This window comes from Corallococcus terminator (assembly GCF_003611635.1).
Taxonomy (GTDB): Bacteria; Myxococcota; Myxococcia; order Myxococcales; family Myxococcaceae; genus Corallococcus; species Corallococcus terminator.
Map to the genome: position 1 here is coordinate 1 of NZ_RAVZ01000286.1, position 13,203 is coordinate 13,203.

11 protein-coding genes and 1 pseudogene are annotated in these 13,203 nt (G+C 70.0%); 7 read left to right on the forward strand and 5 right to left on the reverse strand.

From position 1 onward, the window contains the following. A pseudogene (locus D7V88_RS43230) lies at positions 1-533 on the forward strand (hypothetical protein); the annotation flags it as partial. A 194-nt stretch (positions 534-727) separates the two neighbouring features. Continuing rightward, complete coding sequence (locus tag D7V88_RS31115) at positions 728-1,579, forward strand: porin family protein (RefSeq protein ID WP_120544252.1); 852 nt, start codon at positions 728-730, stop codon at positions 1,577-1,579. A 70-nt stretch (positions 1,580-1,649) separates the two neighbouring features. On the opposite strand, the gene D7V88_RS31120 is transcribed toward D7V88_RS31115, so the two are convergent. The 3 genes from D7V88_RS31120 to D7V88_RS31130 all read right to left on the reverse strand — a co-directional run bounded on the left by D7V88_RS31120 (position 1,650) and on the right by D7V88_RS31130 (position 3,612). Beyond that, on the reverse strand, positions 1,650-2,333 hold the full coding sequence (locus D7V88_RS31120) for a nucleotidyltransferase family protein (RefSeq protein WP_120544253.1): 684 nt from the start codon (positions 2,331-2,333) through the stop codon (positions 1,650-1,652). Between the two features lie 299 nt (positions 2,334-2,632). Then, a complete protein-coding gene (locus tag D7V88_RS31125) occupies positions 2,633-2,941 on the reverse strand; it encodes a CBS domain-containing protein (RefSeq protein ID WP_120544254.1) in 309 nt (102 codons plus the stop codon). A gap of 131 nt (positions 2,942-3,072) precedes the next feature. Beyond that, positions 3,073-3,612 (reverse strand): hypothetical protein, encoded by a 540-nt coding sequence (locus D7V88_RS31130; RefSeq protein WP_208726580.1) that lies wholly within the window; start codon positions 3,610-3,612, stop codon positions 3,073-3,075. A gap of 201 nt (positions 3,613-3,813) precedes the next feature. Between D7V88_RS31130 and D7V88_RS31135 the strand changes: the two genes are divergently transcribed. The 3 genes from D7V88_RS31135 (at position 3,814) to D7V88_RS31145 (ending at position 9,355) form a co-directional block, all read left to right on the forward strand. Further along, positions 3,814-6,759, forward strand: coding sequence for a hypothetical protein (locus D7V88_RS31135; RefSeq protein ID WP_120544256.1), 2,946 nt, complete (start codon positions 3,814-3,816; stop codon positions 6,757-6,759). 28 nt (positions 6,760-6,787) lie between these two features. Further along, the gene (locus D7V88_RS31140) at positions 6,788-7,978 is read left to right on the forward strand and encodes an OmpP1/FadL family transporter (RefSeq protein ID WP_120544257.1); all 1,191 of its coding nucleotides are present in this window, start codon (positions 6,788-6,790) and stop codon (positions 7,976-7,978) included. 84 nt (positions 7,979-8,062) lie between these two features. Further along, a complete protein-coding gene (locus D7V88_RS31145; protein ID WP_120544258.1) occupies positions 8,063-9,355 on the forward strand; it encodes a YecA family protein in 1,293 nt (430 codons plus the stop codon). On the opposite strand, the gene D7V88_RS31150 is transcribed toward D7V88_RS31145, so the two are convergent. Next, positions 9,352-10,524 (reverse strand): cyclic nucleotide-binding domain-containing protein, encoded by a 1,173-nt coding sequence (locus D7V88_RS31150; RefSeq protein ID WP_120544259.1) that lies wholly within the window; start codon positions 10,522-10,524, stop codon positions 9,352-9,354. The genes D7V88_RS31145 and D7V88_RS31150 overlap by 4 nt on opposite strands. Before the next feature lie 178 nt (positions 10,525-10,702). Between D7V88_RS31150 and D7V88_RS42690 the strand changes: the two genes are divergently transcribed. Together D7V88_RS42690 and D7V88_RS31160 are read left to right on the forward strand one after the other, a co-directional pair. After that, positions 10,703-11,095 (forward strand): hypothetical protein, encoded by a 393-nt coding sequence (locus tag D7V88_RS42690; RefSeq protein WP_147448936.1) that lies wholly within the window; start codon positions 10,703-10,705, stop codon positions 11,093-11,095. Next, positions 11,092-11,523, forward strand: a complete 432-nt coding sequence (locus tag D7V88_RS31160) for a hypothetical protein (RefSeq protein ID WP_120544261.1) — start codon at positions 11,092-11,094, stop codon at positions 11,521-11,523. Before D7V88_RS42690 ends, D7V88_RS31160 begins: the two co-directional genes overlap by 4 nt. 6 nt (positions 11,524-11,529) lie before the next feature. Here the strand turns inward: D7V88_RS31160 and D7V88_RS31165 are convergent, their stop codons facing one another. Beyond that, complete coding sequence (locus D7V88_RS31165) at positions 11,530-12,699, reverse strand: cyclic nucleotide-binding domain-containing protein (protein WP_120544262.1); 1,170 nt, start codon at positions 12,697-12,699, stop codon at positions 11,530-11,532. Positions 12,700-13,203 lie beyond the last annotated feature (504 nt).

Here is a 13,203-nt window from a genome sequence, read left to right on the forward strand (position 1 = left end):
CGCGTGCCCCGTCCCCGCCCATCGACGTGCGCATGGGCCTCAACGTCGGCGCCATGGGCGGCGGCACCTCCGGGGACGTCTTCCTCGGCATCGAAGGGAGTGCGGTGGGCTTCGCCTTCCAGGGCACGAAGCTGACCCTGCCCACCGACGACGGCACCGCGGGCACGGACGTCATCAACCTGGTGGCGGTGCACCTCACCGGGACCCTCGTGTCCACGGACCGGCTGCGGCTGCGCGCGGAGGCCGGCCTCAGCTTCGCCAGCGCACCGGACATCTTCTTCGCGGGGCCCAGCCTCGCCGCCTCCCTGGAGGCCTGCATCGTGGGCCCGCTGGACCTGGAGGTGCGCGTGCAGGGCACGCCGCTCCCCTACCGGCAGTTGGACGCGAGCGCGGGCCTGGCGGTGCACCTGGGCGCCTTCGTGATGCGCGCGGGCTGGCGCGGGCTCATCCTGGACGACGCGGGCAAGGTGGACGGCGTCGCGCACGTGGACCGCTTCACCGGCCCTTACGGCGGCGCCGGCTTCGCCTTCTAGGGTCTCGCGCAAGACTCCAGAGGCCCTGCTGGGGGCTGGGCGGTGTCCTGGGGCGCACATGCCCCGTTCCCAACACGCCTCCCCTCCCCGGGGGCCCTGGCATCGGGAGGGTGATGGCGGTTGAATATTCCGGGCGAGCAGGCGTCAAGAGGCCGTGGCCCATCCCGTGGGCCGGTGAAGAGGAGGGGTTCGCCGTGGGCTTCTGGAAGACGCTGTGTGCCGCGATCGCTGTCAGTGTCCTGCTGGGGGCGGGGCCCGCCGAGGCCCGCTTCGGCAAGCGCTCGAAGCCGAGCTCCTCCTCGAAGTCCTCCGACTCCAAGAAGGACAAGGACTCCCGGAACGACGACGACCGGGCGCACCGCGCGAGCCCCGCCGGCCGCTCCTCGGACGCCCCACTGCGCGCGAACGTGCGCCCCAGCCGCGCGCGCCTGTCCTTTTTCGAGTTCCTCTTCCTGAGCCGCCCCTCCACCTACCACGGGGCGCGCGTGACCAACGTCCGCCCGGGCGTGCGCGCGGCGGCGATGCCCCCCATGGTGCGCCTGAACGTGCAGGGCGACATGTTCGGAGAGACGGGCGGCGCGCTGGGCCTCTTCATGGCCGTGGACGGCCAGCGGCTGGGCATGGACGCGCGCGTCACCGGCATCGCGCTGTCGGCGGACGACGGCTCGGACGACCTGGACCGGCTCACGCTGCTGGACGCGCACCTGACCGCGTCCCTCTGGTCCAGCGAGCGCGGCCGCTTCCGCATCGAGGGCGGCATCGCGTCCGCGCACGCCCCGGACGTCATCTTCGTGGGCCCCAGCCTCGCCGCGTCGCTGGAGGCATGCCTCGGGCCCTCACCGCTGGATGTGGAGGCGCGCATCCAGGTGGTGCCCTTCCCGCACCGCCAGGTGGACGCGCAGGCCGGGCTCGCGCTGCACCTGGGCGCCCTCAACCTGCGCGGCGGCTGGCGCACGCTGTACCTCAACGACGCCGGCCACCTGGATGGCGTCGTGCACGAGGACGCCTTCTCCGGCCCCTACCTGGGTCTGGGCCTTGCGTTCTGAAGGCTGAAAGCCTGAAAAGACTCCCGGGGTCTTGCTGTCCACGCCCCCCGGGAGGCACCGCGCCCACCGCCTACTCCTCCGGGGACGCCGCGTAGGACGTCGGGGACGTCGCCTCCGAAACGGAGCCGTTGGTCGCCGACTTCTCCTTGGTGCGCCGCTTCGGCGGCGGGGCTGGCTTCGGCTCCGTCGTGAAGAGCGTCTTGTAGATTTCCGGCGTGTTGATGTTCACCACCACGCCCGGGTCCTTCACCTGCATGCGGCGCGGACGGGTCTCCTCGATCATCGGATCCAGCGCCGTGCCGCCCGCCTTGAGCAGCCGCTCGGCGGCCGCGCGCGACAGCATCACCGGCCAGCCCGCGGCGCCCTCGAATTCGGGGCGCAGGCTGTTCTCCGCCTCGCCCATGGACTTGAGCATCGTCTTGAGCGTGTTGACGCGCACGGCGGGCATGTCCACCGGGTGCAGCAGCACCACGTCCGCGCCATCATCCAGCGCGGCCTGGATTCCGGCCTGCGCCGACGCCAGGAGGCCACCCTCCAGCCAGCGCTCGCTCTCCACCAGGTGGATTCTGGGGTGCATCTCGCGCACCAGCTCCGAGTCCTTGCCCACCACCCCCAACACCGTGCACCCCGCCTTGCCAAAGGTGGACGCCAACGATTGAAGGAAGCTCTTGCCCCCCTCATGCTCGATGTTCGCCTTGGGGTGGGACATCCGCCGGGCCCCGCCCGCCGCCAGGATGATCGCCACTGCCTTCATGACCCGCCTCCTCCGCCCGCGGCGGAAAGCCGTGAGCACCGCTGATAGGCTGTTGACCTCCTTCCGGGATTGCAGCCCGCCCGCCAGTACGAGTCGTCAGACAGCCGCCAGTCACACGGTGAGGTGTTCGCTGCCGGCGCTTTGCGCGGGGGCAGGTGTCCACCATCGGTCAGGTGCACGGCCTCCAGGGCTTCCCCTCCCCGCAGGGCGAGTGACACGCCGCCGGGGACGTCCTCTGCCGCGCAATCCTCCCGCCGCGAAGCCCCACGGGCCACGCGAGGAGGCGAAGCGAGCGCCCCTCAGTGCAGCCAGCCGCTCGACGCCGCCAGCCGCAGCGGGGCCACGGGCTCGACGGTCGTTTCTTCCGGCGCGGCCAGCGCCTTGACGGTCAGAATTTCAGCCAGCCGCGCCAGCGGGCGGCGACGCGCCACGCGGTGCAGCTCGTCCTCGGTGACCTCGCCCAGCAGGTCGCCGCCACGGCCCTCCACCACGGGCAGCACCTGCACGCCATGGCGGTACATCTGCTGGAGCGCTCCCAGGACGGTGTCCTCGGGGAACAGCGTGAGGGCGCGGGAAACGAAGGTCTGGAACTCAGGGGTGCGGCACATCGACACGTGAGGCCTCCGGTGCTCGGCGTTCGGGCGCCGTGTACCGGAGGGCCTTAGCAATCCGCTTGCCGAAGCCCCGCCACCCGCCCCGGAGCCACTCCAGGGCATCCGGGCAGGCGGCGGATCCGCCCCTACTTCTTCGCCACCGGCTTCACCGACTCCACCAGCTTGCGGAAGTTCTTCTCCGCCCCGTTCACCGTCTTCTCCGGCCCGGTGAGCTTGTAGAAGAGGGCGCCCTCCGGTCCCTCCACGATGGCGCCGCGCAGCTTGAAGCCCGGCTTGGGCGCGGACGGCGCCATCATGGGTCCACCGCCCGTGAACGTGCCCTTCACCTCCACCGTCGTGACGGGCATCCCGTTCACCTTCTCCTGCTTCGTCTTCGCGTCCTTGGCGGGATCCACCGGCTTGCCGTCAGGCTTCTGGAACTGGGACACCCAGCGCTGCACGTTCGCATCCACCGCGCCGCCCTGCCCCTGCCCGAAATAGAAGACAGCCAGTTCCGCGTCTTCCGCGTCTCCCTTTGCCGCCGGAATCTTGTAGGTCGCCGCGCGCATCGGCCGCGCGGGCTGGACGGCCCACTCCGGGGGCGCACTCCACGTCAGGCCTCCGGCCTCTTCCGCGCTCGCGCCCAACGCCACGGTCATCACCAACACAGCCAGCAGTCGTTTCATGGGGCGTGAGCGTAACCGCGTTCGCTCTCGCGTCACGCCTCTCATCCCGCACGCACCGCGCGAGACGTCCACTCGCACGCAGGCAATGCCACCCCATACCTGACTCATCGCGTCAACCCCTCTCACTTTGTGACGGGCAGAGGGCGTGCTACTCACTGCGATGTTTCCAGCAGTACACCTTGGCTGGAGGGGAATCCCACCATGAAGAAATCGCTGTTCCTTGGGGCCATGGCCCTGGGAGCTGTTGCCTGCACGCCCGAGATCGCGCAGGACGCTCCGGATACGAACGTTGGCCTCGCGGAGTTCGACCCCACGGGCTCTCCCGCAGTGGTTCCCTCTCCCAACGACCTGGCCATCAATCGGGCCACGGGCCTGGTGAACGCGCCCATCAACACGAAGGCGTCCCTGGCGGAGCAGGAGTTCACGCGCGATTACCTGAACTCGCTCAACGGCTTCCCGACGTCCGCGGTGGCTTCCACCAAGGTGAAGGACCTGGATCCGCGTTCGCTGAGCGCGCAGACGGTCGTCTTCATCGACCTGAAGGCGGGCACGCCGATCGCGACCAAGCCGGTCGCGCCGACCGTCGCGTACAACGAGGACACGGACCTCATCAACCTCATCCCGCCCGTCGACGCGAACACCGGTCTGCCGGCGTGGCCGAAGGGCGGCCGCTACGCGGTGGCGCTCATCGGCGGTGAGAACGGCCTGAAGACCACGCAGGGCCACCCCATCATCGGGTCGGCCACGTGGGCCTTCGCCAGCTCCCCCAAGTCGCTGGTCACCTGCGAGGATTTGACCTCGCCGGACTGCGCGCCTGCCACGGAGATCATCCCCTCCACGGAGACGGACCCCGCCAAGCGTCTGGCCGACCAGACCGCCAGCGCCCTCCAGTTGGAGCAGTTGCGCCGCGGCTACGGGCCGCTCATCGACGGACTGGTGGCCAAGGGCTTCAAGCGCGAGGACGTGGTCCTGCTGTGGACCTTCACGATCCTCGACCAGCCGGAGGCCACCATCAACCTGTCGGCCAACGCGCGGCTGCCGACCATCATCCCCTTCCCCAACGACCTGCTGCGCGTCCCGGCCACGGCCACGGCGCCCGCGCACCTGAACTTCCCCATCCCCGCGCAGGACGGTCTGCAGAAGCAGTTGTTCCAGGGCCTCAACACCCTGGACGGCTTCTCCACCACCGGCGCCATCGTGTCGGAGAACGGCGACGCGCACGGCGTGCTGGACGGCACGCAGTTCCGCGACGCCACGGACGGTCCGGCCCCCCTGGTGGACCCCTCCTCGCTCGCCACGGGCGTGAAGTTCCTCAAGCTGTCCAACCTGACCTCCGGCACCCAGCCGGACGTGGCGACCTGCCTGGTGAACAACACCGGTGACTGCGGCACCAGCGTGGCCCCGACGGGCGTCGCACCCGTGCCCCAGCAGTTGCAGATCGTCCCGAAGGCGCCGCTGGATGGCGCCACGCAGTACGGCGCGGTGCTGACCACGGACCTGAAGGACACCCGGGGCCGCCCTGTCGCTCCGGCCACCGCCTTCGCGCTGATGCGTCTGGCGAACCCGGTGTTCGCCAACGGCAAGAGCCAGATTTCCTCCGTGCCGGACGCGCTCGCGCAGGCGCTGGAGCCCGTGCGCGCGGCCTACAAGCCGTACTTCGACGGTCTGGCCAAGGCGGGCCTGCCCCGCTCGAAGGTCGCCCTGGGCTGGTCGTTCACCACCCAGAGCACCACGTCGGTCCTCAACCAGCTCCACGCGCTGCCCACGGCCGTCTCGTACCCGAACGCGCCGAACTTCGTCGTGCCCACCACGTCGCAGGTGAAGGGCGCGATGGCCGCCTCCGGTCTGGCGACCAACAACATCGGATCCACCTTCGAGTCGCAGGGCAACACGCCGTTCCTGCTGACGGGCCCCAGCGGCACGCTGAACCCGGCGGAGGCGCGTCCCACGCGCTACCCGTTCATGATCCTGCTGCCCAACACGCCGGCGCCCTCCGCGGGCTACCCGGTGGTGGTCTTCGGCCACGGCCTGACCGGCAACCGGACCAACGTGCTCGGCGTCGCCAACAAGCTGACCGGCGCCGGCTTCGCGGTCGTGTCCATGGACACCGTCTTCCACGGCGAGCGCACCACCTGCGTGGGCTCCGCCGCGACCCTGGGCACCACGGGCACCGTGGGCGATTCCGGCGCGTGCGCCGACCCCAGCGCCCAGCGCTGCGAGGCCGACGCCGCCAAGGAGTCCTACGGCCGCTGCGTGGCGCGCACCGAGGCCACCCGCGTGGTGTGCGACGACGCCGCTCGCGGCGTCACGCCGGCGGACCTCTTCTGCTCCGCGCAGGGCCAGGGCCGTTGCTCGGCGGACAAGAAGTGCGAGGGTGGCAGCTTCCTGCTCAACCCCCAGACGAACGCTCCGGCCATCTCCGGCTGGAACATCCTGAACCCGGGCAACCTCTTCGCCACGCGCGACAACTTCCGCCACTCGGTGGTGGACTTCGCGCAGTTCCAGCGCGTGCTGTCGAGCCCCGAGCTGTCCGCGGGCCTCGTGCAGTTCGGCGGCGGCAAGCTGGACGCCACCAACGTGGACTACGTGGGCCAGAGCCTCGGCGGCATCCTGGGCACGCTCATCTCCGGCACGTCTCCGCGCGTGCACCGCACGGTGCTCAACACCGCGGGTGGCAACCTGGTCGGCGTGCTGCTGAGCTCGCCCGCCTTCACCAGCGTGCGCACCGCGTTCCTCGCGCAGCTCGCCACCGCGGGCATCACCCCGGGCATCCCGGCGTTCGACACGTTCATGAGCCTGGCGGGCACCATCCTGGACCCGGCGGATCCCCGCAACTACGCCTACGGCCTGGAGAACACGGCGGCGGCGGGCACGGACGTGAACGTCCACCGCGCCTTCATCCAGTACATCGCGGGCGACGGCGTCATCCCGAACCCGACGACGCTGGCGCTCATCGCCGCGGCCAACCGCACCGCCGCGCCGCGCACCGTGGCCTCGTACCAGTTCACGTACAGCACGGATGACCTGGCCGCGGACCTGCGGCACGGCTTCCTGAGCGATCCCCGGGTCAACATCGCCATCCGCGATGCGGCCCAGGATCAGGTCATCAGCTTCCTGACGACCGGCACCGTCGCGGCGCAGCCGTAACGCACACTGAGAGAGGACTCAAACACCCATGAAAAAGACACTCTCCCTCGTGGCGATGCTGGCGGCTGGTACGAGCCAGGCCGCGGGCTTCCAGATCGACACCCACAGCGCGCGTGCCACCGGTATGGGCGGCACCGCCACGGCGGCGTTGGATGACTCCAGCGCCGTCTACTACAACGCGGCCAACATCCTGGGCGTGAAGAAGCTGGACATCACCCTCGGTGATACCGGCATCCTCCCGTCCATCACGTTCCAGCGGGTGGGCGGCGAGCAGGAAGGGCAGAAGACGACCCTGTCGCCTCCGCCCCACTTCTTCGTCGCGTACAAGCCCTTCCAGAAGCTGGCGGTCGGCGTGGGCGTGTACACGCCCTTCGGCGCGCGCAGCCGCTGGGAAGACGGCTTCAGCGGCCGCTTCCGCGGCAACGAGTCGTCGCTGGCCACGTACTACATCAACCCCACCATCGCGTATGAGCTCCACGAGCGCTTCCGCTTCGGTGTGGGTCTGGACATCGCGCGGGCCACCATCGAGCTCACGCGTGGCCTGGACTTCGTCAACAGCGAGGGCAGCATCCACCTGGGCGGCGCGGACTGGGGCTCCGGCTTCAACGTCGGCGTGCAGGCGACGGTGCTGGAGAACCTGAAGTTCGGCCTCCACTACCGCAGCGCCATCCAGATCAACTTCGATGGCAAGGCGGACTTCCAGAACATCCCGGCGGAGTTCCAGAGCCGCCTGAAGGACCAGAGCGCTCGCGCGGACGTCGTGCTGCCGTCCACCGTGACGGCGGGTCTGTCGTACTCGCCCATGGACCGGCTGCTGCTGGCCTTCGACGCGAGCTGGGTGGACTGGTCCACCTTCTCCGAGCTGGCCATCCGCTTCGATGACTCGTCCATCGACAACCCGCTGCCCAAGCGCTGGCACGCGAAGTGGAAGTACGCCCTGGGCGCGGAGTACGGCGTCACGCCGGCGCTCAACGTGCGCGCGGGCTTCGTGTACGACCCGTCGCCCAGCCCCAACAACACGCTGACGCCGGACCTGCCGGACGCGAACCGCATCAAGGCCACGCTGGGCCTGGGCTACGCGTTCAATCCCTTCCGCGCGGACCTGGGCTACCAGTTCGTCGCGTTGGTGGACAAGGACAGCACCGCGCCGGGCATCCCCGGGACGTACTCCGGTTCGGCGCACGTGTTCGGCCTGACGCTGGGCTTCTCGCCCCAGTAGTCAGCAACCGCTCATCCTGAAGCACCGGACGCCCGGCCCCTTCCCTCGTGGAAGGGCCCGGGCGTTTCGCTTACGGTGCCGGCCGTGAGCACTTCCAAGCCCGGCCGCAACGACCCGTGCCCCTGTGGCAGCGGGAAGAAGTACAAGGCCTGTCATGCCGCCGAGGACCGCGCGAAGGCCGCGCCGCCTCCTTCCGCCGCCCCCGCCCATCCACTGAAGCAGGACCTGGAGGGCGCCATGGCCCTGCTAGGCGACGCGGACGTGTCCCGCCTGTCCGGTGCCCTGGAGCACCTGGGCGTGCTGCTCGCCGCGGCGGGCGCCCAACCGGGGCTGCGCTACGACGAGAAGGCCTTCAGCGAGCACGTGGGCCAGGCGCTGGCGAAGCTCGCGGCGGAAGAGGGCCTGGACGCGATGGAGGCCCGCGACCGGCTGCGCGTGGGCGTGGTGCGGGAGCTGGGTACGCGAAGCTTCCAGGAGAAGCTGGGCGCGGGACTGCTCGCGCAGGCGGCCCGGAGCGGGCGCACGCCGGAGGAGCGGCGGGCGCTGTGCGTGGGCGCGCTCCTGGCCACGGCGGCGAAGAAGACGGGCCGGGTGCGCCCGGAGGACAACCCGGTGCTGGACGTGGTGTTCGACGTGCAGTTCCGCGAGTGGAGCCAGAAGCACGCGGAGGTGGTGCGCAAGTACGAGGCGCTCATCGCCGGCATGGCGCCGGAGGCCCTTACGCCCGAAGCCGCGGAGGCCCTGCGCAAGGCGGAGGCCGGAGAGCTGGACGCGCTGGTGAAGCACGTGCAGGCGGACCCCGCGCTGGTGGAGCGCATCTCCCGCGAGGCGAAGGAGCGCGCGCAGCGGGTGGAGGCGAAGCTGCGCGACCCGGCCACGCCGTCCGTCTTCTCGCCCGACGAGGAGCTGTGGCTCACCTGTTCGCTCTGGGAGCCCCTGCGCGCGATGAAGTCGCCGCCCGGGGATGCGCAGGGACGGCGGGAGGTCATCGCGGGGCTGCTGCGCGCGGTGAAGGTCGCGGTGGATCCGGACTTCCTCGAAGGGATGCTGGAGCGGCTGCGCGCGGGGGCGAAGGACCCGGCCGCGGACGAGCCCACGCGCGAATGGCTCACCGACGCGGCCATCGCCTTCGAAGCGGAGCCGGCGCGACTGGTGCTTGCGGCGCTGCTCACCGCGCGGCAGGAGGCGCGGGGACGGAGCGCGGAGGAGATGGTGGCGCTCGCGGACCTGAAGGCCCTGCCCGCGTGGACGCCGGAGCAGTTGGAGCCCTACCGGCAGCTCCTGGAGAAGGAAGGCCGCGCGGGCGGCGCCGAGCGGATCCGCCGCGCTCAGGAGTGGCTGCGCGAGCACCCGGTGAAGCTGGACGCGGAAGGCTAGATGAAGAGCGCCTTCGCGGTCTGCTGAAGGCGCTCCGTGCCCATGCGCATCAGCAGGCCCTTGAGGCCGGGCTGGCTGAGCAGGTGCCGTTCGAACGCGGCGCGCTCCAGGCGCAGCACCACGCAGTCCGTCCGCGTGCGCACCGTCGCGGACACGGGCTTGTCCAGCAGCAGGGAGATTTCACCGAACACGTCTCCCTCGCGCAGCTCCGGCAGCGCCACGGTGCGGCCCGACGGCTGCTCCAGCGACGGCAGGCACTGGCCGCGCAGCAGCAGGTAGAAGGCATCCCCGGGCTGCCCCTGCGTGAGCAGCACCTGGCCCGCGGGGATGGCGCGCAGGTCGAACTCACGCGACATGGTGAGCTTGAGCTCGGGGGACAACTTGTTGAACAGGGGGCTCGTCCGCAGCAGGTTCTCCACCAGCCGGCGCCGGTAGAAGGCCTGCACCGCGACGTCCACTTCCGGGTGCGTGGTGAGGAGGCGGGCCAGGTGGTCGCGTTTGAACTCCAGCAGCACGGAGCGCTCCGTCACCTCCACGCTGGCGAGCCTGGGCCCTTCTGATACCAGCGCCACCTCGCCGAAGAACTGTCCCTGCCCCAGCGTGGCCACGACCTGGCGCGCGTTGCCTTCCACCCGCCGCGCCACCTCCGCCCGCCCTTCCACCAGCGCGAACATCGAATCGCCCGCCGCGCCCTCCTCCACCACCTTCTGGCCCGGCCAGAAGGCGCGCACCTCCAGCGCCTCCACGAGCGCCACGAAGGACTCGCGTCCCACCCAGGACAGGATGGGCACGCCCGGGTCCGTGCCTTCCGGAACCAGGGCGAGCGACGGGGCCGGAGCACCGGGGGCCAGGGCAAAGCGCTCCGCCAGGGTCCGCACCGTCTGGGGCCGAGCCCCCCGGAGTCCCCGCGAGAGCACGGTGGCGGCCACCGCGCGAAGCAGGTCCCCCGCCTGGGTCCAGGCGAGCGCCGCGTCGTCGTAGGCGCGGGCGGCTTCGGGGGTGCGCTCCAGCCACTCCAGCAATTCGGCCACGCGCTGGTGACCTTCCGGGTCACCCGGGGCGGCACGCAGGGCCTCCTGGTAGCCGGCCAGCGCCGCTTCCAACTGCCCCTGCGCGGCCAGGGCCGCTGCCTGCGCCTTCAAGGACCGCGCGTGTGGGGTGTCCACCATGAGGGCCCTCTGTATCCCAGGAGCCCGGCGCACGCACGCGCCCGGGGGTCCTGGCGAGGTGTCACTGGACACCACCTGGCAGGGGGGCCCCTTGCCACGTCAGGAATGACTTCACGGGAAGGTCACCTGTCGGGCGTCGGCATCTTCCGCTGACACGATGCGCGCCAGGAGCATGCCCATGACCCCATTGACGCCAGAGGATGGCGACCTGCTTGTGCGGTACGGACACCTCTACGACGACCTCCTCCACTCGATCCACGTCGACTTCTCAGATCGGAGACAGATCATCGGATGGGCTGAAGTTGTCTTCTATGCGCGCGAAGCAGGGGGTGGACCAAAGGGAGTTTATATACGCTTGCGCTTCCTCAATGTGATGGCATTCCAGTTCACCGAGGGCAACATAAGCTATCAGGTGATCGACAATGGCGTCCGCATCAGTTGGAAGGACGGACTTGTCACCCTGGACTTGGATCCAGGGCCCAATGGCATTGATGAGCCCATTCCGGACCGTGTCTCGGAGTTCTTCATCACCGCGAAGGCTTGCGAGTGGGAGGAGGAAGCCATCCCATGAGCAGCGAAGACATCGCGAAGGGAAGCATGCAACTGACCCGATTGACGCCAGAAGATGGCGACGTGCTCGAACGGTACGGACACCTCTACGACGACCTCCTCCACTCAATCCACCTCGACTTCTCGGACCGGACGCAGCGCATCGGCTGGGCGGAGGTCATCTTCCTTGCACGCAAAGAGGGTGGCGATCCCAGGGGAGTCCACGTCCGGCTGCGCTTCCTGGATGTCAGGGCGTTCCAATTCACCGAGGGCAACAGCAGCTATCTGGTGGTCGACGATGGCGCCCGCATCACCTGGAAGGAAGGACTCGTCACCCTGGACCTGGACCCCGGTCCCAATGGCATTGATGAGCCCATCCCGGACCGTGTCTCGAAGTTCTTCATCACCGCGAAAGCTTGCGAGTGGGCGGAAGAACCCATTCCGGAGTGAGTGACTTCAACTGCTCAGCGCCCGCACCCGCTCCGCCAGGCTCTGCGTGAAGAGGCGGAAGATGCGCAGGGCCGCGGCCTCGTGCGTCTCCAGGAAGTACTGGAAGTCCGTCCGGGTCACCCTGAGCGCGCGCACCACCGTATGCGCTCGCACGTGCGCGGACACCGGCCCGTCGAGGATGAGCGAAATCTCTCCCAGGAACGCGCCCGGCCCCAGCATGTTGAGCTGGCGCGCTTCAGGGCCCGGGCCGGTGGACACACTCACCATGCCCTCCAGCAACACCACCAGCCCTCCGCCCTTCGCGCCCTTCTCCAGCACCGTCGTCCCCGCCGGCACCAGCACCGGCCGCGCCAGCCGGTACAGGTCGCGCATGTCTTCCAATGACAGACCATCGAAGATGGGAATGGCTTTCAGATAGCCATAACCATCCACCACCGGCGGCGCCTTCTCCGCCGCGACGCCCCCCTCCGGCGGCGACGCGAGCCCCATCTGCCGCAACAGCCGGGACTGCTCCGCCTGGAGCATCGCCGCCCCCGCGCCCGTCGCGTGCTTGAGGCCGTCCGCCAGCAACACCAGCGCGCGCCACGTCGCGCCCTCGGCGTCCAGCAGCGAGCTCATCCGCAGCACCGCCTCCGGGCGCTGGGCATCGTCCGTGGGAACCGCTCGCAGCATCTCCAGCTCCGCGTGCGTGTTGCCCAGCATGTGGAACACCTCCGCGGCCTCCATCGGTCGGTTCATGCGCCCCAGCAGATGCGCCAGCGACTCGCGCGCGCCCAGTGCCTGGTACAACGCCAGCGCCTGCTCCAGCGAACCCGCGCGCTCGAAGGCCGCCGCCGCACGGGCCTGCTCGCCCACCCGCAGCCAGGCCTCCGCCGCCAGCAGCGGCGCTCCCGCCTGCTCGTACATGGGCGCCGCGGCCCGGTCGTCACCGTCCGCCTCCAACAACCGCGCCGCTCCGGCGAAGTCGCGCGCCTGACGCAGCACCTCCACCAACGTGTCGCGCGTCGCGGCGGGCACCACCAGCGCCTCCTCCAGCACGCGCTCCCGGTGGCCCGCCGCCATCGCCTCGTAGGCGCGAACCGCGTCCTCCACCGCGCCCTGCATCACCCGCGCCCACACCAGCCGGGTGGCACTGGAACCGGGTCCCCCGCCCACGTCGCTCAGGTTCGAATCCATTGGAGTCACGGCCTTGTCGTTCCTCCCGGACACGCGGCGGAAAAGGGGTGTCACGCCTGCGTCCGGGACCCCATCTCCGTAGCATCCTGAAACAGGGAAAGCCAGCCATCACCGGTAACAACGGCAGGCATTGAACACCTGGGTTCGCACCGAACACGGGCCCCGTTTCAGAGGGCAGCCGGCGACGCGGGGAGCCCATCCGAACCTGAGAGGTTGGGAAGACGATGCGATGAATCACGGCACTTTGGGGCTGCTGTCGCAGGCGAAAGGGATTCCGCACCTTCGGTGCTCCCTACCCCAGGGCCCCTACCCAAGGTGTCATCCCAGATGAAGCTGCTTCCCGCCGCCTTCCGTTCTCTCAGTGAATTGGAATTCCGTCCCATGCGCCGCGCACCGGCCGCCGCCGCAGGGTGGTTCTGCCTGCTGATGCTCGCGTCGGGGCGCGTCGGAGCCACCGAACCCGAGGTGCCCCAGCCGCCTCCCGCACCCGCCCCCGTCCAGAGC